The following is a 26,181-nucleotide window of genomic DNA, read 5'->3' as shown; positions in this document are numbered from 1 at the left end:
GGCGGGGCGCGCGAAGCATGATAACAGGAAAGGGCCGGCGGTATCGCTCCCACCGGCCCGTAACTTGCCACCCGGAACCTCTTCAGAATTTGGCGGAGATCGAGCCGCCGATGACGCGGCCCTTGTTGAGCGGCGCGAAAGTGGAACCCGCGAAGAACGCGAGCGGGGCTTCCGCGCTGTAGGTCGCTACGTTGAGCAGGTTCGTCGCAAAAACGGCAACCGTGTACGGGCCGCGGTGAACCGACACGCTGGCGTCCACCATCGTCGCGGCGCGCAGGCGGCCGGTGTTGGCGTCGTTGTAAAATTCCGCGTCGTGGTGGTTCACGGCCGCGTTCGCGTCAACGCCGTAGTCACCGAAGGTATGGCTCCACCCGAGCGACCCGCCGTAGGTCCACGGTGCGAGGCGCGGAAGCTGGAGCGCATAGTCGACCGCGTCGATCGCGCCGCTGTTGTTCAGATCGAACAGCACCTTGGTATAACTGCCCTCGGTGTAGCCGAACTGGCCGCCGAGGGTGAAGCCGCCGCCGGGACGTAGCGTAACTTCGCCTTCGACGCCGCGCACGCGGGCATTGGCCGCATTGACGATCTGCTGCGAAGTGCCGACGCCGATGACCGGGATCTGGATCTCACGTTGGACATTATCGATCTCGTTCCAGAAAGCCGCGCCATTGACTCGCAGGAGCTTGCCGAAATCCTTCTTGAAGCCGACTTCGTAGGAATTTTGCACTTCGTCACCGAACGGGCCCGGTGCCACCTGCGTCAGGACATTACGGAAGTTGTAACCGCCGCTGCGGAAGCCCTTTGACCAGAAGGCATAGACCTGCGTCTTGTCGTCAGGCTTCCACTGCATGCCGACACGCGGGGTGAAGCCACCCCAGGAATTCGCGTCGGTAAAGGTGAAATTGCAAGTCTGTGCCGCATAGTCGCAGCCGTTGCGGACCAGATTGGCGACGCGAACCGCCTTTTCCTCATAGGAATAGCGACCGCCGAGGTTGAGCGTCAGCGTGTCGGTGAAATGCCAGTCGAACGATGCGAACACGCCGTAGCTGTTCTGCCGCTGCCGGCCGCCGCCCGAGACGATGTTGGCGCCGCCGGCCAGGATACGGTTCTCGATATAATGGATCTGCTGATTGAAATAATAAAGACCCGTGGTCACATCGAGCTTGCCAAAGGTTCCGGCGTAGCGCAGCTCCTCGCTCATCTGCTGCTGGTGCGTCGTGTTGCCGCTGCTGAACGCCAACACCGGCGATGCGTCGATGTCGTTGGAGACGGTCGAGTTATACGCGCGGTACGACATCAGATTGGTGATCTTGCCGTTGCCCAGTTCGACCGGGATGTTGGTTTCGACCGAGGCCATGTGCCAGTAATTGTGCGCGAAACCTTCGTTGTCGACGTTCACGCGGAAGCTGCTGATCGGGAACAGGCCGTGGTTGGTCGCGACCGCGCCGTCGCCGTCATATTGGCCGTATTCGTAGCGCAGCAGCGTTTCGAAGCTGTCGTCGGGCGAGAAGCGCAGAGCCGGGCGGACGATGACGGTGCGACTCTTGCCGAAATGGTCGTTCCCGTTGAAATCGTTGTGAAAGTAACCCTCGTCCTTGTCATAATAGACGGCGATCTTGGCCTGTAACTTGTCCTTGATGATCGGGCCGGTGATGACGGCGGAGGCCTTATATTCCGGCCCCGATGAAACCTGCGCGCTGAGATCGGCGTGGAAAGTGTTGCGCGGCGTGGTGGTACGCATGACGACCGCGCCGCCGGTCACGTTGCGACCAAACAGCAGGCCCTGCGGCCCGCGCAGCACTTCCAGCCCCTCGAGATCGAAATTGCCGAAGACGAGTCCGGCGCTGATACCGAGATAGGTGCCGTCGACGAACACGCCGACCGTCGGGTCGATCGAGGGGATCGAGCTGTTGATGCCGAGGCCGCGGATCGAGAAGTTCGCGTAACCCGGGGTGGTGCCAGCCTGGCCGAGGTTGACGTTGGGCATTTTGTAACTGAGACTCTGCAGGTTCGCGAAATGCTGATCCTCAAGTTGCTTGCTGCCGAAAGCGGTAACGGCGAAGGGCACGTCCTGCACGTTCGACGCCTGGCCGCGCTTGGTTGCGGTGACAATGATCGTCTCAAAGCCGTCGCTATCGTCTTCGGTGGCGCCGGACATCGATGGGGTCGGGGTTTGCTGCGCGGGTGCGGGGTCTGCGGTCTGTGCGTGCCCGGCAGCCGGAAGAATGGCGAGGCCTGCTGCGGTTGCCAGCAAGCAAAACTTGGCGCGGTTGATCATGGTCATCCTGATAACTCCCCTAAATCGGGCGGTCGCGCATTGGAGCTTTGACTCGCCTCGGGCGGCTTGGATGAGAGGTCGCCGTCCTTCAGGTGCCACCTGCATCTTTTTTCACGTCAAGTGGTACAACGCCGACGGCCGGGCCGGACTATCACAAGGCTGATATCGCAGCGCTCGCGTCGCGGCTCCGCGCTATCACGTATGCGATCCCGGAGTTCACGCGCGGCGAGCGCTCAGCAGCACATTTTCGGTATCACGAATATGAAACCGCGGCGCGCTACGGTCGAGCGTGTGTCGCGCGCGCCCCGGGCGTGGCAGGCGGGCTGCATCCAATCGCCGAAGGGATGCCCGTGACGACCATCGACAAGATTTCCGCGCCCACCGCGTCGGCCGGTACGGACAGGATAAGCGTCGGCCTCGACGCATTGTTCTCGCCCCGCTCGATCGCGCTGATCGGTGCGTCGGACGATTCGACGCGCATCGGTGGTCGGCCGCTTAAATACCTGCGCGGCAGCGGTTTCGCAGGGCCAGTCTACCCGGTGAACCCAAGGCGCGAGACGGTGCAGGGCGAGCGCGCCTATGCGTCGATCGTCGATCTGCCGACGGTGCCGGACCTCGCGCTGCTGGCGGTCCCGGCCGCGGCGACGCGGCAGGCGGTCGAGGATTGCGCGAGCGCCGGGGTTAAGGCGGCGACGATCTTCGCGGCCGGCTTCGCCGAAATGGGCGAGGAGGGCAAAGCCGAACAGGCGCGGATCGTCGCGGCGGCGCGTGCGTCGGGGCTGCGGCTGCTCGGGCCGAACTGTCTGGGCGCGGCGGATGCGGCGAGCGGCTATTACGGCACGTTTTCGGTGATGCTCGACGACGGTTTCCTGACGCCAGGGCCGGTCGCGATCGTGTCCCAGAGCGGCGCGTACGGCTCCCATATCGCCCAACTGGCGCGCAACCGATGCATGGGCATCCGCCACTGGATCACGACCGGCAATGAATGTGACGTTGACGTCGCAGAGGCGCTGCGCTGGGTGGTCGAGCGTGACGAGGTCAAGGTCGTCATGACCTATGCCGAGGGCGTGCGGAACCGTGCCTCGTTCTTCGAGGCGCTCGATATCGCGCGGCGGCGCGGCATCGGCGTGGTGATGCTCAAGGTGGGCCGTTCGGAAGCGGGCGCGCACGCAGTCGGCAGCCATACCGCGGCGCTGGCGGGATCGGACGTGGTGTTCGACGCGATCTGCCGCCAGTATGGCGTATACCGCGCGCGCAGCACCGCCGAACAGATCGACGTCGCTTATGCGCTGTCGCGCGCGGGGGTGCCGTCAGGCAATACGCTCGGCATCTTCTCCATGTCGGGCGGACTCGGCATTCAGATGGCTGATGACGGCGACGCGGCGGGACTGGAGATCACGCCGATGCCCGCTGCGGCGCAGGCTGAACTGAAGGCGCTGCTGCCCTATGCCTCGCCGGTGAATCCGGTCGATGCGACGGCGCAGGCAATGACCGATCTCCCGCTGATGACGCGCTATATCCAGGTCGTGCTGGAGCAGGGCGGTTACGACATGTTCGTCGCGATCCTCGGCACGACGCCCGCGCTGCCGTCCTACTCGGCGCGGCTCGCCGAGGCGCTTGAGGCGGCGGGCGACGGCAACGGCATCATTCGCGCGGTGACGATGAGCGCGCCCGTAGAGACGGTGCGCGCATACGAAGCTCGGGGCTTCCTGGTGTTCGAGGACAGCGTCGCGCTGACGCGGGCGCTTGGTGCACTCGTGACGTTCCGGGGGAGTTTCGCGCGGGCGGCTGCGGCCACCTCGGAGATGCCGGCGCTGCCCGCGCCGTTCACCCGGACCGGTGCGCTGAGCGAACATTCCGCGAAGGCGCTGCTCGCCGATGCGGGCATTCCCTTCCCGCGCGAATGCCTGGCCGCCACGCCCGACGACGCGGCGGCAGCGGCGAAGGCGATCGGCTTTCCGGTCGTGCTGAAGATCTGCTCCCCCGATGTTCCGCACAAGACCGATGTCGGCGGCGTCCTCGTTGGGCTGAAGGACGAGGCGGCGGTGCGCGCGGGGGCCGCACTGCTGGTCGAGCGTGCGCTTGCGGCCGTACCCGATGCACGGGTCGAGGGTGTTCTGGTCGCGCCGATGATCGGCGGCGGGGCGGAAGTCATCGCCGGGATCAGCATCGATGCGGCGCTGGGGCCGGTGGTGATGTTCGGGTTGGGTGGGGTTTTCGTCGAGGTGTTGAAGGACGTGACCTTCCGCGCCGTGCCCTTCTCCGTTGAGGAGGCGCACCGCATGATCGCGGAGACCAGTGCCGCAGTCGTGCTCAAGGGCGTGCGCGGTGCGACCCCGGGCGATATCGACGCACTTGCTGAGACGCTGGCTGCGCTCTCGCGCTTTGCGGCCGCGAACGAAGCGGGGCTCGCCGGTGTCGACATCAATCCGATCCGGGTGATGCCGGCCGGCGAAGGCGTTGTGCCGCTCGACGCGTTGGTGCTGTTGGCGGAATGACGGGTCCGAATTCCGGCGCGATCGCGACGCGCGCCGTTCACGACGGGAGGACGCGCGCCAGGCTTAGAGAATAGCGTTCGCGAGCCCGCCGTCGACGGTGATCATCTGGCCGTTGATGAAGGCGGATTCGTCCGATGCCAGCCACAGCGCCGCGTTGGCGATATCGTCGGTCTCACCCAAGCGGCCGAGTGGGATGCGTGCCGCGCGTGCGGCGAGCGCGGCTTCGTCGAGCATCGATTTGACGCCCTCGGTCGCGACGGTCGCGGGCGCGATGGCGTTGACGCGGATGCGCTTTGGCCCCAATTCGACCGAGGCGGCGCGGGTCAGTCCGCCGACGCCGGCCTTGATCCCGCAATAGAGCAAGGCGTTGGGCATCCCCTTCAGCGCCGAGACCGACGCGATGTTGATGATCGATCCACCGCGATCCGCCATGTACGGCGCGACCGTTTGGATCATCCAGACAATGCCGTCGAAGCCGACGCCCGACATGCGCGCGAGGGTGCCGGGCGTGATGTCCGCGATCGGCTCGTACTTGTTCCACATCGCGCTGCTGACGACGATGTCGAGCCCGCCCAGTTCCACGACGGTGCGCGCGACGGCAGCCTGCACCGCCTCGCGATCCGACACGTCGCAGCCGAGCGCGATGGCGCGTCCGCCGCGATCGGTGATGACGTCGACGACGGCCTGCGCCCAATGGTCTTTGAGATCGAGCACGGCCACGGCCGCGCCCTGCGCGGCATAGAGTTCGGCGATCGCCCGGCCAAGTCCGCGCGAAGCGCCCGTCACCAGAGCCACGCGGCCTGAAAGTCGTCCCGACATGATCGTCTCCGTGAATTTCCAGGGCGTGCATATGGCCGGGGGTAGGCGGGCGCCCAGCCGGGCGAAGAGCGCATCCGGCTTATCGCATGGGTGATAAGCGGACGGGCTGACGTGGGCCAATTGAGCTGCGCGGCGGTGGCTGCTTGCAGTGGCATCATGCCCAGGATCATTCTCGTAACCGGCGCGGCAGCCGGCATCGGTCTCGCCACCGCGCGGACCTTCGCGGCGAACGGCGACACCGTCGTGCTCGCGGATCGAGATCCGGCGGCGGCACATCGGGCGGCGCTGGCGCTCGGCGCGCCGCATCACGCGCTGGAAATGGATGTTTCGGATGAGCGCATGGTGCGTGACGGCGTCGCGGCGGCGCTTGGGCAGCACAGCCGGATCGACGTGCTCGCCAACAATGCCGGCATCATCGATGCGTCGGGAACGCCGGCGATGGACGTACCGGTGACGACGCTGGAACGAATCCTCCGTGTCAACCTGACCGGCAGCTATCTCGTCGCGCGTGAGGTCGGGACGGCGATGGCGCGGCAGAGCGGCGGCGCGATCGTGAACCTGTCGTCGCTGATCGCCTGGCTTACGATCCCGGGGCGTACACCTTACGCCATGTCGAAATCGGCGTTGCTGGGGTTCACGCGCGCGCTGGCATGCGAATGGGCGTCGGCGGGCGTGCGGGTCAATGCCGTGCTGCCGGGTTATGTCGCGACGGATATCGTGCGGTCGCTGGTGGAGCAGGGCAAGGTCGATCCCGCGGTGTCGGTATCGCGCGTACCGCTGGGTCGCATGGCCGAGCCGGAGGAGATCGCGCGCACCGTTCTATGGGCCGCGGGCAACGGCTACGTGACGGGTGCGAGCATCGTCGTAGACGGCGGATACGCTGCTTACGGTGGTTGCGAAGCGGTGGCCAGCCGCGCCGCGCGCAGCCATCGGCTGGTCGGCGCGCCGGTTGTCGTGATCAGCGGCGGTGCGCGCGGGATCGGGGCGGCGACGGCGGATCGCTTCGGTGCGGACGGAGCCAAGGTGATCGTGCTCGATCGCCAACCGTCCGAAGCGCATGAGGACTTCATCGTCGACATCACGGACGGCGACGCGGTCGAGCGCGTGGTCGGCCGGATCGCGGCCAAGCATGGACGGATCGACGTGCTGGTCAACAACGCCGCCATCGCCGACGATTTCCTGCCGACCGTCGAGCAGCAGCTCAGCGCGTTTGAACGCGGGCTCGCGATCAATCTCGTCGCGCCATTCCAGCTCTCGCAGGCGGTCGGCCGGGTGATGGCCGGGCACGGCGGCGGCGCGATCGTCAACCTCTCCTCGATTGCGGCACGGGGCGGACTGCCGCGCCGCAACAGCTATTGTGCGGCCAAAGCAGGCATCGAGGCGATGACGCGCTCGCTCGCGTGCGAATGGGCGTCGTCGGGCATTCGCGTGAACGGGGTTGCGCCCGGGTACGTCGCGACGCCGGGTGTGCTCGCGCTGGAAGCGGAGGGTAAGCAGTCGCTGGCGGCGGTGCGGCGGCGCATCCCGCTCGGCCGGCTCGGCGACCCGGCCGAGATCGCAGATGCCATCGCCTTCCTCGCGTCGCCGGCTGCGTCTTATGTGACGGGCTCCATCGTCGCAGTCGACGGCGGCTGGTCCGCTTTCGGTGACGCCGGGGACGCGTCGAAAATTTGAGGCGCATCGCATATGCGATTCTCCCGTCGGAAAGACGCCGCGCGCGTCACTGCGGCGCCGCCGGTCGCTATGCGGGGATCGGAAGAGGATAGAGACAAGATGATCAAGCTCGAGGTAGCCGACTACATCGCCGTGGTCACGCTGGACAATCCACCGGTCAATGCCCAGTCGATGGAGATGATCCACGGGCTCGCCGACGCCTTTGACCAGATCAACGACCGCGAGGACGTCCGAGTGGCCGTCCTGACCGGCGAGGGCAAGTGCTTCTCCGCCGGTGCCGACCTCAAAAATCGCCAGGATACATCCGCGCCCGGCGCGACCTGGAAGCGCAACCGTGCGGTGCGCGAATCGAGTTATGCGATCATCGAGTGCAACAAGCCGGTGATCGCATCCGTGAACGGCCCCGCGCTCGGCGGTGGTCTCGGGCTGGTCGCAAGCTGCGACATCATCGTGGCTTCCGAGAACGCCGTGTTCGGCCTGCCCGAGGTCGATGTCGGCCTGATGGGCGGCGGCAAGCACGCGGCGCGCATCCTGCCGCATTCGATGGTGCGCCGCATGATGCTGACCGGCTGGCGCGCGCCGGCCGCCGAGCTGTACCGTCGCGGCATCATCGAGGCCTGCCTGCCGTCCGAGGAGCTCATGCCCTGGGTCATGGACATGGCGAAAACGATCGCGTCCAAAAGCCCGATGGCGACGCGGCTGGCCAAGGATTCGATGCGGACGATCGAGAACATGACGCTTCGCGACGGCTATCGCTACGAGCAGAACAACACGTTCGCGCTTTCCAAGACCGAGGACTCGAAGGAGGCGATTGCGGCCTTCAAGGAAAAGCGGCAACCCGTATTCAAGGGCCGTTGATCGACGCGTGTCAGGAGCAGGCCAATGAGTATGGCACCGGCAGTCTCGACCGATCATGGCCCCGCCACGGGCGTGGTCAGCGCGTACGACTGGTATGTCGTCGCAATCCTCTTCTCGGTGTCCGTGCTCGGCTACATCGACCGCGTCATCCTCAGCTTCCTGGTCGAGGCGATCAAGGCCGACCTGCGTCTCAATGACGCGGAACTCGGCGCGGTCACCGGCATGGCTTTCGCGGTGTTGTATGTTTTCGGAGGCGTGTTCATCGGCCGGATGCTTGATGGCGGGCGCAGGGTGATGATCCTGACCGGCTGCATTCTCGTGTGGTCGGTCGCGACGGCGGCGAGCGGGTTCGCAATGGGCTTCGCGTCATTGTTCCTGGCACGGATGTTCGTCGGCGTGGGTGAGGCAGGGCTCAATCCGGCGGCGATCGGCATTATCTCCAGCCGTTTCCCGCAACATCAGGTGCAGAAGCCGATCGGGCTGTTCACAACCGGACTCTATGTAGGCGGTGGTCTCGCGATGATGGTGGGCGCGCGCCTGCTCGCGCAGTTCACCGCGACCGTGCAGTATCAGCTACCGCTGATCGGCGACGCGGAGCCGTGGCGAGCGGTGTTCCTGCTGCTCGCCGTACCCGGTATCGTGATCGCGTTGCTCGTGAAGTTTACGGTCAAGGACGATCGGGGCGGCGGCGCGATGCGGGGTGCGGTGCCCGTGCCGAAGGGGGAAGCGATGGCTTTCACCAGACGCAATGCGAAGCTGATCGCGCTCCTCGCCGGCAGCGTGATCGCATGGAGCCTGAACAACTACGGTCTTCTCAACTGGTACCCAGCGATGCTGATGCGGTCTTACGGGATGACGCCCGGCGGCGTGGCGACCACTTACGGCCCGGCGTTCCTGTTTGCCGGCGTGGCGGGTTGCCTCGCCGTCTATCCCTACCACGCCTGGCTGGCGCGGCGCTTCGCCCCGGCGAAGTCGGCGTTCTATCTCTGCTTTTCGCTGATGGCGGTGCTGAGCGTGACGACACTGGTCGGACCGCTCGTGCCGACGATCGGGGCGGCGATCGTGATGGCCTATGCCAATATGTTCGTCAGTTCGATGTCAGTGGCGTCGGTGTTCGTGTTGATCGTCGCGGTCGCGCCCGCCGGGCTGCGGGGCCTCTACACCGGGTTTTACATGGCGCTGGTGAACCTGACGGGTGGTGCGTTCGGGTCGGTGCTCGTGGGGCTGATGACCGACCACGTGTTTGGCGCGAACGGGCTCAACCTCGCGCTCGCCGTGATGGCACTGGCGTTCGGGCCGCTCGGTGCGCTGTTGATGTATCTCGCCTCGCGCGAGGACGTCGCCTAGGCGAGTGTTTTGAGAGCGGCGCGCCAGGCCTCGGGGAGCGGGGTCGGACGGCGCGAAATACTGTCGACATAGACGTGAGTGAAATGTCCCTCGGCCGCCGGCTCCGTCTCGCCCGCGACAAAGACGCCGAGGTGATAGGTGACGCTGCTCGACCCGAGCTTCGCAACCCGAACGCCGATTTCCAGCTTCTGTGGAAAGCCGACGGAGGCCGCGTACCGGCAGCCGGTCTCGACGACGAGGCCGATCGGGTTGCCGCCGGCGAGATCAAGCAGGCCGGCTTCGATCAGCCAGGTGTTCACCGCCGTGTCGAACCACGAATAATAGACGACGTTGTTGGCGTGGCCGTACATGTCGTTATCCGCCCAGCGGGTCGTGATCGGCACGAAACGGGGATAGGCATCGCGGGTGCGGAGCGGTTCGCGGCTCACAAGGCGGCCTCATAAAGCTGGCGCGCGTCTTCGAGGGTGATATCGCGCGGGTTGTTGCGGAGCAGACGTTGCTGCAGCATCGCGTCGGCGGCGAGGTGGTCGAGATGTTCTGGCGCGACGCCCACCGCCGAGAGGTGCGCGGGCATGCCCGCATCGGCCGCCATCGTCCGCAGCGCCTCGATCAGCCCTTGTGCCTGTGCCTGCCGCCCGAGGCCGGCCAGCGCGGGATCAACCAGCGGACCGAGCTCGGCATAGAGCGGCATCGCCGCCCTCATGTTGAAGCGGAGCACGTGCGGCAGCATCAGGACGTTCGATAGGCCGTGCGGCACATGAAAGCGCCCGCCGAGTGGATAGGCGAGAGCATGAACGCCAGCGACCGGTGCGTTGGAAAACGCCACGCCGGCGAGGTGCGCGCCGAGCAGCATCGCCTCGCGCGCTGGCATGTTGCCAGGATCGGTACAGGCGGTCATCAGGTTTGCGGCGAGCAGGCGCAATGCCTCGCGCGCAAGCATATCCGACATCGGGTTCTTGAGGTGGGCCGAGGTATAGGCCTCGATCGCATGAACCATCGCGTCCATGCCGGTCGCCGCCGTCACGCCGCGCGGGAGGCCGAGAGTCAGTGCGGGATCGAGCACGGCATGTCTGGCAATCAGCGCGCGCGACGAGACGCCGCGCTTCTCGTCGCGGGGAAGGGTGATGATCGAGACGGGCGTCGCCTCGGAGCCGGTGCCCGCCGTGGTGGGCACCAACACGAGCGGCAGGCCGTTCGCGACCGCGTTGTCCACGCCCCAGATCGCATCAAGATCGTCCCCCGAGCCGAGCAGATACGCGGCGAGCTTGGCGACATCCATCGGGCTGCCGCCGCCGAAGCCAACCACACTCGCAGCGCCTGCCCCACGGCCGAGCGCGACCACGCTCTCGAGCGTGGCACGCGACGGGTCGGCCTCGATCTGATCGGCGATCGTCACCGTGCGACCCGCATCCTGCAGCGCCGCAACCGCTGTATCGGCGAGGCCGAGGCTCATAATCTGCCGGTCCGTAACGAACAGCACCGCGCCTTCGGGCAGAAGATCGGCGATGCGCGCGGCGCTGCCCGCGCCACTGGTGAGACGCGGGCCGTAATTGAAGGTGAACGACTGGCTCATGCGAAACCTTCGCCTTTGGCGGCGAGATCGCGCAATAACGCCGAGACCGCGAAACCGGGCGCGCGATCGGCGTAACGGTCGAGCGCCGCGACGATCTTCGCGAGACCGACCTGCGAGGCCCAGAACATCGGCCCGCCGGTATAGCGCGGCCAGCCGTATCCGAAGAGCCAGACGACGTCGATATCGGACGAGCGCTGGGCGATGCCCTCCTCTAGGATTTTGGCGCCTTCGTTGACCATCGTGTAGAGTGTGCGGACGATGATTTCCTCGTCGTCGATTGCGCGCGGCGTGATATTCTCGCGCGCCCGGAATTCCTCGATCAGGCTGGCGACCAGCGGCGAAGAGCTGCGCTGCCGCTTCGCGTCGTAATCGTAGAAACCCGCGCCGGTCTTCTGGCCCCAGCGTCCCTGCGCGCAGAGCGCATCCTTGAGAGTATCGATGCGGTCGGGATCACGGTGCCAGCCGATGTCGACCCCGGCGAGGTCAGTCATCTGGAACGGACCCATCGGCATGCCGAAGTCGGTATGGACCTTGTCGATCTGTTCGGGGCTCGCGCCCTCCATCACCAGCGCCAGCGCATTGTCTTGGCGCGGAATGAGCATGCGGTTGCCGATGAAGCCGTAGCAGACCCCGGCCACGACCGGCACCTTGCCGATCTTCTGCGCCAGCGCCATCGCGGTGGCGAGCACGTCAGGCGCCGTTTCCCGCCCGCGTACGACCTCGACCAGCTTCATGACGTTGGCGGGCGAGAAGAAGTGCAGGCCGAGCACGTCCTGGGGGCGCTGCGTGCAGGCGGCGATCTCGTTGACGTCGAGATACGAGGTATTCGAGGCCAGGATCGCGCCGGGCTTGGCGAAGGCGGCCAGGCGAGCGAACACCTCCTTTTTGACCTCCATATTCTCATAGATCGCCTCGATAACGAGATCGCACGCGCCAAGCGCCGCGAAATCGAGCGTGGGATGGAGCAAGGCCATCGCTGCCTCAACCTGCCCGGCGGTGAGGCGGCCCTTGGCCGCTGTGGCGTCGTAATTCTTGCGGATCAGCGCCGCGCCGCGCTCCAGCGCCTCGCCATTGGTTTCAACCATGGTCACAGGGACAGCGGCGGACAGGAAGTTCATGCCGATCCCACCGCCCATTGTACCCGCGCCGATGATGCCGACGCGCGCGATCGTGCGTGGAGCGGCGTCATTGGGGAGGCCGTCGATCTTGCCGGCGGCGCGCTCGGCGAAGAAGGCGTGGCGTAAGGCCTTCGACTGATCGCTGGCGAGGAGCGCCAGGAACAAGCGGCGCTCGGTCGCAAAGCCATCGGCGCCGGATAGGGTGATTGCCGCCTTGATCACCTCGAGGCAGGCCTTGGGTGCTTCGAGGCCTTTGAACAGGCGCGGATTGGCAGCGACAAAAGCATCGATCTCGGCGAGGTCGCCTGCGACCGGCGCGGTGCTGATGGGGCGCGGGGACAGGCTCGATCCCGCCATGTCGACAGCGGCCTGCAGGGGGTCGCCATCGACGACGATGTCGACCAGGCCGATTTCGGCGGCCCGGGCGGCACTGACCGGTTCGCCCGAGACGATCATCTGCAAAGCGGCGGTGACACCGACCAGGCGCGGCAGGCGCTGCGTGCCGCCCGCGCCTGGCAAGAGGCCGAGCTTTACCTCCGGCAGGCCGAGCTTCGCGCCACCGGCCGAGACTCGGTAATCGCAGGCGAGTGTCACTTCCAGTCCGCCGCCGAGCGCCGTGCCGTTGATCGCCGCGACAACCGGTTTCAAACAGTGCTCGATCGCAAGGCAAACCTCGGGCAATTGTGGATCGGCCATACCCTTGCCGAACTCCGCGATATCCGCGCCCGCCGAAAAGAACTTGCCTGCGCCCGTGATGACGATCGCGGAAACACCGGCGTCCGCTTCGGCCTCGGCGATGGCGGCGACGAGGCCGGAGCGCACCTCCGCGCCGAGCGCGTTGACGGGCGGATTGTCAATGACGATCTCGAGGACGGCGCCGGAACGGGCAGTGCGGATCATGGAATACTCCGTGGGGAATCAGAGGTCTTTGAACGTGGGCGTGCGCTTTTCGCGAAAGGCGGCGACCGCTTCGCGGTGATCTTCGGTCTGGCCGAGCAGGGGCTGCATCGTCGCCTCATAGTCGAGAAAGCTGTCGAGACTCATTGCCGATCCGGCCGCGAACTGGCGCTTGGCGAGGTGGAGCGCGGTGGCAGGCCCTTCAGCGATCTCGCGCGCCATCGTCAGCGCGCGGTCGAGCAGGTCGGCGGCCGGTAGGATCTCCAGCGCGAGGCCAAGTCGCAGCGCCTCCTCGGCGTGCACCTCGCGCCCCGAGTAGATGATCTCGCGCGCGCGCATCGGGTTGATCGTGCGCAGGAAGTGCCACGCGAGGCCCGCGTCGGGCGCGTAGCCGATGCGGCGGAAGGTTGCGGCGAAGCGCACCGCCTCGCTTGCCAGCACGAGGTCGCTCGCCATCGCGAAGCCCCACGCGGCGCCGATGCAGACACCGTCAACGGCGGCGATCACAGGCGCGCGAAAAGACGCGATCGCGCGCGCCATGGCGTGTAGCGTCCGCATCCGGCCGAGAAATTCACCGGGCGGGGTTTCGCCCATCTCGCGGATGTCCGCGCCCGAGCAGAAATTCCCCGCTGTGCCGGTCAGGATCACCGCGCGGACCGCGCGATCCTCCTCCAGTGCGGCGAAGGCGGCGCAGAATTCGGCGCGCATCGCGATCGTGAAGGCGTTCTTCATCGCCGGTCGGTCAAACGCGACAATGGCTACGGCGCCGTGGCGGATTACGGTTATGGTCATGTGGGATCAGCCTAGGCACGGCCGCCATCCGTCCAGAGCGCGGGAGCGCGGATGCCGGAATATTCACGGATATGATGGCAGAGGCTCAGGGGAGGGGCGTGACGACCCCGAACGTACCTTTGGGCGCTTCGAACAGGCCGAGGAACGCGTCGAGCCGCTTGGCGGCGTCGCTCGCCACCGGCGTATGTTGCGGCGTATGCGTCACCGCCGCGACAAGTTGCGCGCGGGTGAGCTCCAGCTTCGGCGCGGGGGCGACGCCCGGCGCGACTGGCTGATGGATCAGCACCCCATTGCGGATCTCGACATGCTCGGCCTCCTTCCCGCCGTCGAGGAGCAGATCGAGCGCCATCGGCGCAACGAACGCACGTTCGGGCACCAGCCGCACCGCGAGCAGGTTGAGCATGTCCGACAGGGAGAGTTGCGGGACCGTGCCCGCGACGGAATCGAACCCACCGCTCGCGACGCCCTGCCGCAGTTCCTTGGCGCCGGTCAGGAAGGCGTTGCGCCACATCGAACTGGTCGCCTCATAGCCCTGCTGCTCGAGACTGTCGGCTAGTGCGAGCTTCGCGGCGCGGTTGTCGGGCTGCGCGAAGACGAGGTGCGAGAGCAATTCCGAGGCCCAGCGGAAATCGCCTGCCGCGATCGCCGACCGACCCTTTGCGAGAACGGCGTCCGCACCACCCACCGCCTCGACATATCGTGCCCCGGCGGCCTCGGGCGGCAGCGCGTTGAGATGCGCGGGATTGCCGTCGTACCAGCCGACATAGCGCTGGTAGACCGCCTTCGCATTGTGGCTGAGTGTACCGTAATAGCCTTGGTTGAACCAGCGGTTCGCGAGCGGTTCGGGCAGTTTCAACTGTTCGGCGATCTCGTCGGCGGTCAGGCCGGCGTTCATCATCCGCACCGACTGGTCATGGAGATATTTGTACATGTCGCGGTGCGCGGAGAGATAGTCGCAGATCTTGGCCCGGCCCCAGTGCGGCCAGAAATGCGAAGTGATCAGCGCGTCGGTGCGGCCACCGAACAGGCGTATCGATTCGGTGAGGTCGTCGGCCCAGGCCTTGGCGTCGCGAACCTGCGCGCCGCGCAGCGTGAGGATGTTGTGGAGCGAGCTGTTGGCCTCCTCCGCCATGTCGAGCACGCGGAATTGCGGGAAGTACATCGCCATTTCGGATGGCGCTTCGGTGTCCGGCAGGTACTGGAATTCGATCTCGACGCCGTCGATCGTCGCGGTCTCTCCGGTCTTGGCGATCTCGCGCGTGGGCAGCAGCATGTGCACCGCGCCGGCCGCCTTGCCGATGCGGCTGAACGCCGGGCCGATGCCGTCGCTGATGTCCGCAGTGGGTCCGGTGCCGATCAGATGCCCGAAAGCGTAGATTGCGCGACGGCTCATCGCGGGGCCGGCGATTACGTTCTCGGCGATCGCTTCCTTCAGGAAGCCTTTCGGCGCGAGGATCGGCACTTTCCGCGCCGCCGCGTCCTCGGGGGAGATGACGCCGGCTGCGCCGCCGAAATGGTCGATGTGGCTGTGCGTATAGATCACCCCGACCACCGGCTTGTCGCCGAGCTTCGCGCGCACGAGCGCCATCGCCGCCGCCGCGCTTTCGACCGTGGTGAGGCAGTCGACGACAACATAGCCGGTCTTGCCGACGATCACGGTCAGGTTGGCGAGCTCGACCCCGCGCACCTGATAGACGCCGTCCGCGACCTTGAAGAGGCCCGAGCGCGAGAGCAACTGTGCGTTGCGCCAAAGGCTCGGGTTGACGGTGTCGGGGCGCTTGCCCTTGAAGATATCGAGGTCGTTGAGGTCGCGGATCAGCTTACCGTCGGCCTTGTAGATCTTGCCGTCCGGAATTCCCGCGATGAAGCCACGGCTGGCGAGATCGAAATCCTCCTTATCCTTCCACGGCAAGCTGGCCGTCGTCTGCTCGTAATAGCGCAGCGTGGCCGGTGCGGCGGGCTTCGGCGTAGCCTCGAGGTCGGCGGGCTGCTGGGCCGCGAGCGGCTGGACGAGCATCGCAATGGTTGCGGCGGCTGCCAGGAAGCGCATACGATTGCCCATTTCATCCTCTTCGCGACTGCGGGAATTCGGCCCGCTTGCCCGCATTGTCGGCGCATGGCCGAGGCTTGCAAATCCCCCGTCCGCCAGGGGAGGGGATTTCCCGGATGTGATAATCCGCCCCGCGCCTTCGCGTAAGAGCATGCGGCCGTGCGGGCCAGCTAGATGGCGCCATGATCCAAGCCTTTCTCTGCGATGCCGTGCGCACACCGATCGGCCGCTACGGTGGCGCCCTTGCGCGCGTGCGCGCGGATGATCTCGGCGCGGTGCCGATGCGGGCCTTGCTCGCGCGCAATCCGGGCCTTGATCCGACGGCGATCGAGGAGGTGTTCTATGGGTGCGCCAATCAAGCCGGTGAGGACAATCGCAACGTCGGGCGGATGAGCCTGCTGCTTGCCGGGCTGCCGCACACCGTGCCGGGCGTGACGCTCAACCGGTTGTGCGCCTCGGGGCTGGAGGCGGTCGGCACCGCGGCGCGAGCGATCCGCTGCGGCGAGATCGATCTCGCCATTGCCGGCGGCGTCGAGAGCATGACCCGCGCGCCCTTCGTGATAGGCAAGATCGACGCGGCGTTCGGGCGCGGCCAAACGCTGGAGGACACCACGATGGGGTGGCGCTTCGTCAACCCCGCCCTCGACGCGCTTTATGGCACAGAGACGATGCCGCGCACCGGCGAGAACGTCGCCGAAGATTATGGGGTCAGCCGTGCCGATCAGGACGCTTTCGCCCTGCGAAGTCAGCAACGCGCGGCAGCGGCACAGGCGTCGGGCTTCTTCGCGGAAGAAATCGTGACGGTTGAGACTCCCGGTGCCCGGCGCGTCGGCTCTGTCATCGTTGCCGTTGACGAGCATCCGCGTGTGACGACTCTGGAAACGCTGGCCCAGCTCAAGCCGTTGTTTGGCGCGCACGGCACCGTCACAGCAGGGAACGCATCAGGCATCAACGACGGCGCTGCGGCGATGATCGTTGCCTCGGAGGCTGCTATCACTCGGCATGGTTTGACGCCTCGCGCGCGGATTCTAGGCATGGCATCGGCCGGTGTTGAGCCGCGCGTGATGGGCGTCGGGCCGATTCCGGCGACCCGCAAGCTGATGACGCGGCTTGGCCTGTCCATCGGTGACTTCGACGCGGTCGAGCTGAACGAAGCCTTCGCCAGTCAGTCGCTGTCGGTATTGCGCCAGCTCGGTCTGCCTGACGATGCACCGCATGTGAACGCGAATGGAGGCGCCATTGCATTGGGTCATCCGCTCGGCATGTCCGGCGCGCGGCTGGCGATGACATTGGTCCATCAACTTGAAACCGGGGGCGGCAAGCTGGGGCTGGCGACGTTGTGTGTCGGCGTCGGCCTTGGATTGGCTCTGGCGGTCGAGCGACTCTGAGGCCAACCATCCCAACCGTCGTCACCAAGCACAAGATCCGGCAGCACCGTTAGCGAACATGGCAAAATTGCCCGCGACACCATGCTCGGACTACTCAAGACGTGCAGCAAGCTCGGTATCTCATTCTACCAGTTCCTCCGCGATCGCTTCGCCGTTGCTGGCGCTCCCGTTGTCCCAGCCCTCCCGCACCTACTCAGGCTCGCAAAGGCATCTTCCCCAACGAAGCCGCCATCACCCGCCTCGTCGGCGCCATCCTCATGGAGCAGTCCGACGAATGGGCCGTCCAGCGCGCCCGCTACATGACGCCTGGAACCATGGCGCCGCTCAGCGACAATCCCATTGTCATGCTTTCGGCTGTGCCCGCCGCGTGACCGGCTCAAGCTGGCCGGAACGGCCGCGACCGCCCCCAGCTACACCACACCGTGGGACACGATCAGGTCTAAGGTCGTCAGCCCGAGCGCTGATGTGATCGAGGAGTGCGGCGTACCATCGGACAGAACGCGGGCGTGCCGGGCAAGTTGTTTATCACCCGGGTCCTACTCGCAAGGCAGTGATAGGTCCGCGTCCGGGGGCTTGTCCTAGCGGACAGGATGGGGAGGGCGGAGGTATTGCCCGCCTGTTCCGGCGGCTCAGTCCTCGAAGCGGAAGAGGATTCCGCCGCGCTCCTCCAGCCGCTGCACCAGCGCATCGCCCAGTACCGCGCCCGGTAGGCCCACGCCCGCCTGGCCTAGCTCCGGCTTATCCAACAACAGCAGCCCAGTTTCCGCAAGCATCCGACTGGTGGCGCCATAGCCAGGATCACGATCGCCGGTAACGCCAAGCTTCAACATTTCGCCCGCGTCGTTGATGCCATATAGCAGGAGGCTGAACGATGCCCGCTCGCAAAACGCGCGCGACGGCCCCTCTCCCGGTAGGGGAATATTGTCGACCGCCACCCCTGCCGCGTTCAGCGCAATTGCCTGTCGTTTCCCTTCGTCGCCCGGCCCAACGACCTGCATTTCATCATATTGAAAGTGGGCGCCATAAGGCAGTCCCTGCAAGACATTCGACCGGTGAACGTTCTTGGTGTTGATCGACGCCATCATGAAAGGGCGCACCCAGCAATCGAGGGTTGGATCATAGCGAACGTCGCCGATGCCGGGTTGATCGGTCCCGTTGAAACCCGGCGTGAGGGCGAAGGGATTGGTCAGCAGCGCCGCGAGCGAGGGATCGGCGTCGATCATGTCCTGGCGCGCCCTGGCTGAGGCAAAGGAGCCTCCGGAAAACTCGATATCAAAAACCCGAACCCGTCCATGGATGTGCTTGAGCGTCGAGCCCCAGCGCCGCAGCGCCTCTTGCTGCAAGACGCGAACGCCAAGTTCCGAGGGAATGGAATCATAGCCTGCGGACAGCAACAGCCGAGCGCCGGTCGCCTGCGCCGGGCCATCCCACCGGTCAATCATCTTGCGTGACCACAGAGGGTCTCCGGTGATGTCCGCATAGTCTGTCCCGGCACGGGCGCAGGCGGCAAGGAGTTCGGTGCCGTGGCGGTTGAACGGTCCGGCAGTGGTCAGCACCGTGCGCGTCGACTCGGCAAGCGCCCGCACCTGGTCTTCGTTGTTGGCCTCGGCCAGCACGATCGGCAATTCGGGCCTGCCAAGGTCACGCCTCAAGGCATCCAGCTTGTCGAAGTCACGGCCGGCAATTGCCCAGATCGGCGCGTTGGCAAGGCTCGCGAGATGCTCGGCAACGAAACGGCCTGTAAACCCCGTCGCTCCAAAAAGTATGATGTCGTATCGACGTGACGTGATCATGCGCCCTCCTCCACCTCACAAATGTTCTGATCGCTTCGTCGCGCGATCTTGGTCGGCAGGATCAACGGTCGACGGTCCATTGCCCGATGACGTTCACAACCCGATCGCACCAACCGACATATCCCCGCTTCCGGATGTGGCGGCCTGCGCGTAATGATCCGCCCGCGACAGGATATTGGCAGCGTAGAACTGCGCGAGCGTGATGCGGTCGGCCGGGCAACCGGGCACAAGCGCACCACGGGCAAGAACATGCCCTCCCGCCACAGTGCCAAAGAGACTGAGGAACGGCGTGGCGCCCGCCAGCGCATCGTCGACCGCCCCGGCATCGAGCCTGTCGCGGAGCCATCGGGCGACATCATCCAGATCCTTCGCACCCCGCGCCAACGCTGCGGAGAGGACCGGCAAATTGCGCTGTGCCAGTTGCTCCGCGCAGTCATGCAACTCGGCCAGATAGGACTGCAGGGCCGCGCCGCCATCCATCCCCAGCTTTCGTGTGACGAGGTCGATCGCCTGAATGCCGTTGGTGCCCTCATAGATCGGGGCGATGCGCGCATCCCGGTAATGCTGCGCGGCCCCGGTCTCCTCAACAAACCCCATGCCGCCGTGGATCTGGACACCGATGGACGCCACCTCGACGCCCATATCGGTACACCACGCCTTGGTTACCGGCGTCAGAAGGTCAGCCCTGAGGAGCGCTGCGCGCCGCGCCTCTTCCGTGCGGCCAACATGGGCGATGTCGATCGCGGCGGCGTTGACGTAGACGAGCCCACGCATGGCTTCCACCAGCGCCTTCATTGTCATGAGCATACGTTGCACGTCCATATGCTCGATGATCGGGGCTGGTCCGGTCCGCATGCTTGCGCCAAGGGGCCGTCCCTGACGCCGCTCGACCGCGAAGGCGAGCGCTTGCTGGAACGCACGTTCGGCGATGCCGAGTCCTTGGGTGCCGACGCTCAGGCGCGCATCGTTCATCATCGTGAACATCGCCGCCATCCCGCCATTTTCTCGACCGAGCAGGACACCTGTCGCCCCGCCTCCTTCCCCATAGCGCATTACGCAGGTGGGGCTGGCATGGATCCCAAGCTTATGCTCGATGCCGACACATTGAACGTCGTTTCGCGCACCCATGCTGCCGTCGCTGTTGATCAGAAATTTGGGGACGATGAAAAGGGATATTCCTTTGGTCCCGGCCGGCGCATCGGGTAGCCGCGCCAGCACCAGATGAACGATGTTCTCGGCCATGTCATGTTCGCCGAAGGTGATGAAGATCTTCGAGCCGGTGATACTGTATGTGCCGTCGCCCCGCCGTACCGCCTGGGTTTGCAGCGCCCCGACGTCGGAACCGGCCTGCGGCTCCGTCAGGTTCATCGTACCTGTCCAGCGACCAGAAACGAGATGCGGTAGAAAGAGGCGCTTCTGCTCGTCCGTGCCATGCGCACTGATCGCTGCAACAGTGCCGCGGGCGAGGATCGGGCAGAGGCTGAACGCCATGTTGGAGGCGGCCCAAAGTTCCGACACGGCGGCATCAAGCAGGACCGGCATCGCCTGCCCGCCGAATTCTGCCGGGGCGGAGAGGCCCGCCCAGCCGCCGCCAGCGAACTGAGCAAAGGCTTCTTTCAATCCGGGGGGCGTTACGACAGCCCCGCCTTCATAACGGCACCCTTCCAGATCACCTGATCTGTTCAAAGGAGCGAACACATTGGAAGCGAGTTTGCCGGCTTCGGTAAGGATGGCGGCGGTGATCTCCCGGCTCAATCCTTCAAACGCCCCGGTCTCGACAAGATCGTCCAGGGCGGCCACTTCGGTCAGAGCAAAAAGCATGCTGTCTAACGGTGCTTGGTAAGGCATTGACGAACTCCGGGCAATTCGGCCACTCGGGTGTGGGGTTTGTGCGAAACAAAGATCGCTGATCCGCGTTCGGCAGATTAATTAATTGAATAACTTGTTGTCGTGACCGGCGCAAGACGGCAGTCGCATTATGGCCGTGAAGGGTTTTCCCGATCCTTGGGGCCGTTCACACGATCTACATCAAGCGACGCAAAGGCGGTCGTGAACGGGAAGGCGAGGGGGCTTTGGCGACATATACGCCGAAGCACGGCCGACAGCGGACGCCGTTTCATAAAAGCCAACGCCGGCGAGTGGATCGATCGGCACATGGCTTGGGTAGCGAGAGGGGCAGTCCGGGAGCGGCTTTCATAAGATCGGGCGTCGAGCCGCGGGCGTCAAAGAGGTGGGTCGATGACACAATCGAACCCTGACCCAGATAATTCTGTGGTCGACGGGGATGGAACCTGCAACCATCGAGTTGCGGCGCGGCTATGGAGTACGTCGCAGGCAGTGTCCCGAGATTTCAGCGGCCAAGTGCCGCTCCCGCCAATATACGCGAAGCCCGTATTCTCGGGCAATATCATCGAAGCCGGTGAACCAGGGATGGTTCAGGCAATCCACCCGAAGGCTGTGGGCAGCCATGATTCCGCGGCGAGTCTACCTGTGCGCACGCGAAGACGCGTCAGTAGAGCGTATGCGTATGGATCGACCGGATGAGTTCACGCCGCATCTTCACTTACCAGCTTTTGGTGAGGGACGCCCATCTTGGTGAACATGGCGTTCCGAAAGGCCAGAATTGATTCGAGTGGCCGCCACATCACCAACAGTTGGTCAATCAGACCTTCTTCGTTCTGGTGCGTATAGTCTAGGCCATCGAGTACGAACTCCCCGAAGAAAATCTTCATCTTCACACCGGTGTAAGGGCCATCATGAAAGACTCGCTCGATTTCGATGCGGTCACATACGTTTACGAATGCTTCGAAGCTCTGGGGTATGTTCTCGATCCCGACCACAGTCTCGGGGAAGAACGATGCCTGAACAGTCACATCATTCGCGAGGCATTTCATGGCAGCGGGAGTATCGCGCAAGATCGTCGACCGGAAGAAGTTGCGCGTGACAGGATGATGAAACATTGCGGCCTGTGCTTCGTTCATGGATAAACCCTCTCAAAAGTCTGTTTCTGTCCGCTAAAGATCGCGCGGTCGATATCATGCTGCGAACGGCGATCCCCTTCAACTGCAAAGCGCGGTCGGGGGACGGTCGTCTCAGAAAAGAGTATGCACGGAGCCGCCATCGATGACGAGGCTTTGCCCGATCAAGAAGTTCGCCTGTCGGCTGCAAAACATGGTCACGAAAGCGCCCAAATCATCGCAATCCCCGAACCGGCCAGCGGGCACCCTGAACATCTTGTGTAGCTTCGCCTCTTCGTCTTCCAGGGTCGTACCATTCTCCGCCGAAAGGCGTGCCAGACGGTCTCCCATGGCGGTAGAATGAAACATGCCGGGCAGGATGTTGTTGATCGCGACATTATGGCGGGCAAAGTCCTTGGACAGTGCGACCGTATAGTTCACGAGCGCGGACCGGGTAGGCCCCGACAGCAACCGAACCATCATCGGACTTTTTGCGGCGGCGGTTGCGATGTTAACCACCCGACCGAATCCGCGATCTGCCATCCCGCCCACGGTTGCGCGCATCAACTCTATAGGGCCGATCAGCGTTGTCGCCACTGCCGACTGCCAGTCTTCAACCCCCACATTGAGATAGCTTTCCACCATGGGCGGTGGTGAGCAGGTAATGACGAGAATATCGGGTTCGGGGCACGCCGTCAGCAGGCGAGCGCGGCCCTCTGCCGTGCTGTGATCGGCAACTATCGGAACGACGGTCACCCCAGTCGCGGAGGCGATTTCCTCGGCCGCAGCTTTCAGCCTAGCTTCGCCCCGAGCGGAGATGACGAGATCGACGCCCTCGGCGGCCAATGCGACAGCACTGGACTTGCCCATGCCAGCGCTGCCGCCGGCGACAATGGCGGTTCGGCCCTTGATTCCAAGGTCCATGTTTCAGTCGACCTTCAGGCGGTAGCCGTCAGCGTCACGAACGATATGGCCGGCGGTCGGCGTGGCATAGTGCGTACCGATGACGAGGGTTCCGGTATCGGCCAGTTCAGCATACTTCGCCCGCCGCGTCTCGGTGGATTGAATGGCGTCGTAATCGACATGGCTGTTCCAATCCGGATGGGCGATCTGGCAGGGATGATGCGTGAAATCGCCGGTGATGAGCGCATCCTCGCCATTGGAGCGGATACGCACGCTCACATGACCAGGAGTGTGGCCAAGCGTCGGCTCAAGGCTGACTTCCTCGCAGATCTGTTCGTGCAGGTCGACAAGATCGACAAGGCCGGCCTCCCAAATCGGCTGGACGCTGTCCTTGAACGTCATTTTCTGGTCGATGTGACCATCGGCGTTATCGACGTCGTTCTGCTTCCAGAACTCGAACTCGGCCTTGCCGAACAGGTACCGGGAGTTGGGGAACGTCGGGACCCATTTGCCGTCAACCAGCATGGTGTTCCAGCCGACATGGTCAATGTGCAGGTGAGTGCAGAGCACGCAGTCGATGCTGTCTCGTGGGAAGCCGGCACCCTCGAGGTCTTGGAGGAATTTGGTTTGCAGATTTGCGAATATGGGGATTTCGCGCTCCTTATCGTTGCCGATGCAGGTGTCGACGAGGATGCGCTTGGTCGGCGTATCGACGATCAGCGCGTGGACGCTGATCTTCAGTAGGCCGTTCTCATCAATGAAATGCGGGGCGAGCCAACCTATCTTTTGCAGTTCTTCGACCGAAACCCTCTCGTCGAAGAGGAATTCCCCTCCCAGTGACATTTCGACTTCGACGATTTTCGTAACGGTCACATCGCCGATCTCCCACGTCATATTCGTCATGCACTCTCTCCACTTCCCAAAGAATGCCGTGCATCCGCCATGCGGGTGCAAGGCGATCGTTGGCATCCGTATCGATAGCATCGAGTCATAATATAGATTGGGTCATACAATCAATCGACTATTTAATACCCAGAACGATCTTCAGCGAAGCGCTGGTAAGCAGCTCAAAGGGCGGGACCGAATGCACTATCTTGCACGGGTAGCCTCCCTGCCCACCTCTCCCATAAACCGAGAGCGATCAGGCCGTTTCGAACAAGGCGGCCGCACCCATGCCGCCGCCCACGCACATTGTGACCACGACATAGCGAGCATTGCGCCGACGTCCCTCGATCAAGGCATGTCCTGTCATCCTCGCGCCCGACATGCCATAAGGATGACCAATCGAAATCGCGCCGCCGGACACATTCAGGCGATCATCGGGGATGCCCAGCACATCCTGGCAGTAGAGCACCTGCACGGCAAAGGCCTCGTTCAACTCCCACAAGCCGATATCGTCCACGGTCAGGCCGAACCGGTCGAGCAGTTTGGGCACGGCCAGGGCCGGGCCGATGCCCATTTCGTCGGGGTCTGTCCCCGCCATCGCCATGCCGACATAGCGGCCCAGGGGCGCGATGCCGCAGTCTGCCGCATATTGTGCGTCCATCACTACGCAAGCGGATGCTCCGTCCGACAATTGCGAGGCGTTGCCGGCGCTGATCTGCCCGCCTTCAATTACGGGCCGCAGCGCCGCGAGCCCTTCCAAGGTGGTTTGAGGGCGATTGCCTTGATCCTCGTCGAGCGTGACCGCCACGTGATTGGTGGTGCGGGTCTGGATGTCCGTCACCGCCATGATCGTTGTCACGGGTACGATCTCTGCATCGAATGCGCCGGCGGCTTGTGCTTCGCCCGTCAGGCGCTGCGAGCGCAGGGCATAGGCATCCTGCCGTTCGCGCGAAATGCCGTAGCGCTTTGCGACGATCTCCGCCGTCTGGAGCATCGGCATGTATATGTCGGGAGCCATGGCCGCCAGGTCCGCGTCTTCATCGACCCGCAGCGCCGGGGTTTGGACCATGGAAATCGATTCGACGCCACCTGCGACGACGATATTCATCCGGTCGACGATGACCTGTTTCGCTGCGGTTGCAATGGCCATCAGGCCGGACGCGCACTGGCGGTCGATCGTCTGTCCTGAAACGCCGTTTGGCAATCCGGCGCGAAGAGCTGCGGTGCGTCCGATCGTGTGCTGGAAACCTTGCGGCAGGGCTGACCCCATAATCACATCGTCAATGTCTCGGGGCGCTACGCCTGAACGTTCGACGGCCGCCCGGATTGCGTGAGCGGCAAGCGTGGGCGACGGGGTTGCGTTGAATGCGCCTTTATACGCCCGGCCGATCGGCGTGCGGGCTGTGGATACGATGACGGCTTCGCGCATGCTCTGTCCCCTGTTCAACCGATTCAATCCTGCTCAAGTCTAGCCTTGATCAAATTTAGGCGCGCCGATATTAGCTAGTTGAACAGTTAGCAAGTGATATCCAATAGGGAGGCGGAGCGCGGATGTCGCTCCCCAAATGCCATAGCGACGCGGAGCCTGGGGGAATTCATGCACGTCAGTGACGCTGTCCAGCGCCGTAAATCGGTGCGGGCGTTCCAGCCCCGTTTGGTCGATGTGGATGAGGTGCTGCGGTTGTTGGCGCTGGCGGCGCGCACGCCATCTGGAGGCAACCTGCAACCATGGCACATTCATCTGATTGGCGGGGATTCCCTGAGGAGATTCAAGCTGCTGATGAGCAAGCAGGTAACAAAAAATCCGCGCGGTGAGGGAACTGAATTTTCCGTCTACCCACCAGATCTCGCGTCGCCGTACCGTGAACGTGTTTTCGGCATTGGTGAGCAGCTTTACGCCTCAATCGGTATCGCGCGGGACGATAAGTCGGGCCGGCGCCGCCAGTTTGACCGGAATTTCCAATTCTTCGATGCACCGCTTGGCCTGTTTTGCTTCGTCAACCGTAGTGTCGGCCTGCCGCAATGGGCAGATCTGGGGATGTTTCTGCAAACGCTCATGCTGCTGTTGACCGAGGCGGGACTTGGTTGCTGCGCGCAGGAGTCCTGGGCGCGCTATCACCACACCGTCAGCAGTTTCCTCGGATCTCCGCCAGAGCAGATGCTATTTTGTGGCATGGCGATTGGCTACGCCGACGAAACCGCCGCAATCAACCATTGGCGGTCCCCGCGCATCGCGGCCGAAGATTTTGTGGCCTTGCACCAATGATGACCGGAGGTCAGGGGGGCAGCCCCCCCCGGCTCTGACCGGTGTCAGGTCTCATGTGTGCCAGAGCAGTGGAGGGGCGGCCGGA

Annotated in this window: 19 protein-coding genes and 1 pseudogene; 7 read left to right on the top strand and 13 right to left on the bottom strand. The window is 64.4% G+C overall.

Annotated elements, in window-relative coordinates; translation table 11 throughout:
* Positions 1-82: 82 nt before the first annotated feature.
* Positions 83-2,284, bottom strand: a complete 2,202-nt coding sequence (locus J0A91_RS04375; protein ID WP_240502197.1) for a TonB-dependent receptor — start codon at positions 2,282-2,284, stop codon at positions 83-85.
* 344 nt (positions 2,285-2,628) lie between these two features.
* Here J0A91_RS04375 and J0A91_RS04370 point away from each other — a divergent pair, with 344 nt between their 5' ends.
* Entirely contained in the window at positions 2,629-4,776 is a 2,148-nt protein-coding gene (locus tag J0A91_RS04370) for an acetate--CoA ligase family protein (protein ID WP_206364985.1), read from the top strand.
* Between the two features lie 63 nt (positions 4,777-4,839).
* Here J0A91_RS04370 and J0A91_RS04365 read toward each other — a convergent pair whose 3' ends face one another.
* Positions 4,840-5,595, bottom strand: coding sequence for an SDR family NAD(P)-dependent oxidoreductase (locus J0A91_RS04365; RefSeq protein ID WP_069203884.1), 756 nt, complete (start codon positions 5,593-5,595; stop codon positions 4,840-4,842).
* Positions 5,596-5,751: 156 nt separating this feature from the next.
* Here J0A91_RS04365 and J0A91_RS04360 point away from each other — a divergent pair, with 156 nt between their 5' ends.
* The 3 genes from J0A91_RS04360 to J0A91_RS04350 all read left to right on the top strand — a co-directional run bounded on the left by J0A91_RS04360 (position 5,752) and on the right by J0A91_RS04350 (position 9,474).
* Positions 5,752-7,269 (top strand): SDR family oxidoreductase, encoded by a 1,518-nt coding sequence (locus J0A91_RS04360; protein WP_069203883.1) that lies wholly within the window; start codon positions 5,752-5,754, stop codon positions 7,267-7,269.
* Positions 7,270-7,368: 99 nt separating this feature from the next.
* Complete coding sequence (locus J0A91_RS04355; RefSeq protein WP_150126824.1) at positions 7,369-8,127, top strand: enoyl-CoA hydratase/isomerase family protein; 759 nt, start codon at positions 7,369-7,371, stop codon at positions 8,125-8,127.
* 24 nt (positions 8,128-8,151) lie between these two features.
* On the top strand, positions 8,152-9,474 hold the full coding sequence (locus J0A91_RS04350) for an MFS transporter (RefSeq protein WP_083224501.1): 1,323 nt from the start codon (positions 8,152-8,154) through the stop codon (positions 9,472-9,474).
* Here the strand turns inward: J0A91_RS04350 and J0A91_RS04345 are convergent.
* The 5 genes from J0A91_RS04345 to J0A91_RS04325 all read right to left on the bottom strand — a co-directional run bounded on the left by J0A91_RS04345 (position 9,471) and on the right by J0A91_RS04325 (position 15,916).
* Positions 9,471-9,902, bottom strand: coding sequence for an acyl-CoA thioesterase (locus J0A91_RS04345; RefSeq protein ID WP_069203881.1), 432 nt, complete (start codon positions 9,900-9,902; stop codon positions 9,471-9,473). The two genes, J0A91_RS04350 and J0A91_RS04345, sit on opposite strands and share 4 nt — an antisense overlap.
* Positions 9,899-11,047 (bottom strand): iron-containing alcohol dehydrogenase, encoded by a 1,149-nt coding sequence (locus J0A91_RS04340; RefSeq protein ID WP_069203880.1) that lies wholly within the window; start codon positions 11,045-11,047, stop codon positions 9,899-9,901. Before J0A91_RS04340 ends, J0A91_RS04345 begins: the two co-directional genes overlap by 4 nt.
* Positions 11,044-13,065: a 3-hydroxyacyl-CoA dehydrogenase NAD-binding domain-containing protein gene (locus J0A91_RS04335; RefSeq protein ID WP_069203879.1), complete on the bottom strand. Its 2,022-nt coding sequence runs from the start codon at positions 13,063-13,065 to the stop codon at positions 11,044-11,046. The genes J0A91_RS04340 and J0A91_RS04335 overlap by 4 nt, the downstream gene beginning before the upstream one ends.
* A gap of 18 nt (positions 13,066-13,083) precedes the next feature.
* Positions 13,084-13,854, bottom strand: coding sequence for an enoyl-CoA hydratase/isomerase family protein (locus tag J0A91_RS04330; RefSeq protein ID WP_069203878.1), 771 nt, complete (start codon positions 13,852-13,854; stop codon positions 13,084-13,086).
* An 85-nt stretch (positions 13,855-13,939) separates the two neighbouring features.
* Positions 13,940-15,916 carry an alkyl/aryl-sulfatase gene (locus J0A91_RS04325; RefSeq protein WP_169833083.1) on the bottom strand — a complete coding sequence of 659 codons (1,977 nt, stop codon included), beginning with the start codon at positions 15,914-15,916 and terminating at the stop codon, positions 13,940-13,942.
* A 170-nt stretch (positions 15,917-16,086) separates the two neighbouring features.
* Between J0A91_RS04325 and pcaF the strand changes: the two genes are divergently transcribed.
* Positions 16,087-17,292, top strand: a complete 1,206-nt coding sequence (gene pcaF / locus J0A91_RS04320) for a 3-oxoadipyl-CoA thiolase (RefSeq protein ID WP_069203877.1) — start codon at positions 16,087-16,089, stop codon at positions 17,290-17,292.
* Between the two features lie 206 nt (positions 17,293-17,498).
* Positions 17,499-17,663, top strand: a pseudogene (locus tag J0A91_RS04315) (transposase); the annotation flags it as partial.
* Between the two features lie 258 nt (positions 17,664-17,921).
* Here the strand turns inward: J0A91_RS04315 and J0A91_RS04310 are convergent.
* From J0A91_RS04310 to J0A91_RS04285, 6 genes are all read right to left on the bottom strand, one after another.
* Positions 17,922-19,085, bottom strand: coding sequence for a saccharopine dehydrogenase family protein (locus J0A91_RS04310; RefSeq protein ID WP_069203875.1), 1,164 nt, complete (start codon positions 19,083-19,085; stop codon positions 17,922-17,924).
* Between the two features lie 93 nt (positions 19,086-19,178).
* Positions 19,179-20,933 (bottom strand): acyl-CoA dehydrogenase family protein, encoded by a 1,755-nt coding sequence (locus tag J0A91_RS04305; protein WP_069203874.1) that lies wholly within the window; start codon positions 20,931-20,933, stop codon positions 19,179-19,181.
* Positions 20,934-21,631: 698 nt separating this feature from the next.
* Positions 21,632-22,066 (bottom strand): hypothetical protein, encoded by a 435-nt coding sequence (locus tag J0A91_RS04300; RefSeq protein ID WP_069203873.1) that lies wholly within the window; start codon positions 22,064-22,066, stop codon positions 21,632-21,634.
* A gap of 111 nt (positions 22,067-22,177) precedes the next feature.
* Complete coding sequence (locus tag J0A91_RS04295) at positions 22,178-22,966, bottom strand: SDR family oxidoreductase (RefSeq protein WP_069203872.1); 789 nt, start codon at positions 22,964-22,966, stop codon at positions 22,178-22,180.
* A 3-nt stretch (positions 22,967-22,969) separates the two neighbouring features.
* Complete coding sequence (locus J0A91_RS04290; RefSeq protein ID WP_206364984.1) at positions 22,970-23,848, bottom strand: MBL fold metallo-hydrolase; 879 nt, start codon at positions 23,846-23,848, stop codon at positions 22,970-22,972.
* 238 nt (positions 23,849-24,086) lie between these two features.
* Complete coding sequence (locus J0A91_RS04285) at positions 24,087-25,259, bottom strand: acetyl-CoA C-acyltransferase (protein WP_069203871.1); 1,173 nt, start codon at positions 25,257-25,259, stop codon at positions 24,087-24,089.
* A 168-nt stretch (positions 25,260-25,427) separates the two neighbouring features.
* Between J0A91_RS04285 and J0A91_RS04280 the strand changes: the two genes are divergently transcribed.
* Positions 25,428-26,096, top strand: coding sequence for a nitroreductase (locus J0A91_RS04280; protein ID WP_069203870.1), 669 nt, complete (start codon positions 25,428-25,430; stop codon positions 26,094-26,096).
* Positions 26,097-26,181: the final 85 nt, after the last annotated feature.

It is taken from the genome of Sphingomonas panacis, from assembly GCF_001717955.1.
GTDB lineage: Bacteria > Pseudomonadota > Alphaproteobacteria > Sphingomonadales > Sphingomonadaceae > Sphingomonas > Sphingomonas panacis.
The sequence above is the reverse complement of the archived record's forward strand: the minus strand, read 5'-3'. Positions and strand labels throughout refer to the sequence as shown.

What these genes read in the sequence shown, in the direction of transcription:
- J0A91_RS04350 (WP_083224501.1), top strand. Translation starts at nt 8,152, where the DNA reads ATGAGTATGGCACCGGCAGTCTCGACCGATCATGGCCCCGCCACGGGC.
- J0A91_RS04325 (WP_169833083.1), bottom strand. Translation starts at nt 15,916, where the DNA reads ATGGGCAATCGTATGCGCTTCCTGGCAGCCGCCGCAACCATTGCGATG.
- J0A91_RS04340 (WP_069203880.1), bottom strand. Translation starts at nt 11,047, where the DNA reads ATGAGCCAGTCGTTCACCTTCAATTACGGCCCGCGTCTCACCAGTGGC.
- pcaF (WP_069203877.1), top strand. Translation starts at nt 16,087, where the DNA reads ATGATCCAAGCCTTTCTCTGCGATGCCGTGCGCACACCGATCGGCCGC.
- J0A91_RS04285 (WP_069203871.1), bottom strand. Translation starts at nt 25,259, where the DNA reads ATGCGCGAAGCCGTCATCGTATCCACAGCCCGCACGCCGATCGGCCGG.
- J0A91_RS04335 (WP_069203879.1), bottom strand. Translation starts at nt 13,065, where the DNA reads ATGATCCGCACTGCCCGTTCCGGCGCCGTCCTCGAGATCGTCATTGAC.
- J0A91_RS04300 (WP_069203873.1), bottom strand. Translation starts at nt 22,066, where the DNA reads ATGAACGAAGCACAGGCCGCAATGTTTCATCATCCTGTCACGCGCAAC.
- J0A91_RS04290 (WP_206364984.1), bottom strand. Translation starts at nt 23,848, where the DNA reads ATGACGAATATGACGTGGGAGATCGGCGATGTGACCGTTACGAAAATC.
- J0A91_RS04295 (WP_069203872.1), bottom strand. Translation starts at nt 22,966, where the DNA reads ATGGACCTTGGAATCAAGGGCCGAACCGCCATTGTCGCCGGCGGCAGC.
- J0A91_RS04375 (WP_240502197.1), bottom strand. Translation starts at nt 2,284, where the DNA reads ATGACCATGATCAACCGCGCCAAGTTTTGCTTGCTGGCAACCGCAGCA.
- J0A91_RS04330 (WP_069203878.1), bottom strand. Translation starts at nt 13,854, where the DNA reads ATGACCATAACCGTAATCCGCCACGGCGCCGTAGCCATTGTCGCGTTT.
- J0A91_RS04280 (WP_069203870.1), top strand. Translation starts at nt 25,428, where the DNA reads ATGCACGTCAGTGACGCTGTCCAGCGCCGTAAATCGGTGCGGGCGTTC.
- J0A91_RS04310 (WP_069203875.1), bottom strand. Translation starts at nt 19,085, where the DNA reads ATGATCACGTCACGTCGATACGACATCATACTTTTTGGAGCGACGGGG.
- J0A91_RS04365 (WP_069203884.1), bottom strand. Translation starts at nt 5,595, where the DNA reads ATGTCGGGACGACTTTCAGGCCGCGTGGCTCTGGTGACGGGCGCTTCG.
- J0A91_RS04355 (WP_150126824.1), top strand. Translation starts at nt 7,369, where the DNA reads ATGATCAAGCTCGAGGTAGCCGACTACATCGCCGTGGTCACGCTGGAC.
- J0A91_RS04305 (WP_069203874.1), bottom strand. Translation starts at nt 20,933, where the DNA reads ATGCCTTACCAAGCACCGTTAGACAGCATGCTTTTTGCTCTGACCGAA.
- J0A91_RS04360 (WP_069203883.1), top strand. Translation starts at nt 5,752, where the DNA reads ATGCCCAGGATCATTCTCGTAACCGGCGCGGCAGCCGGCATCGGTCTC.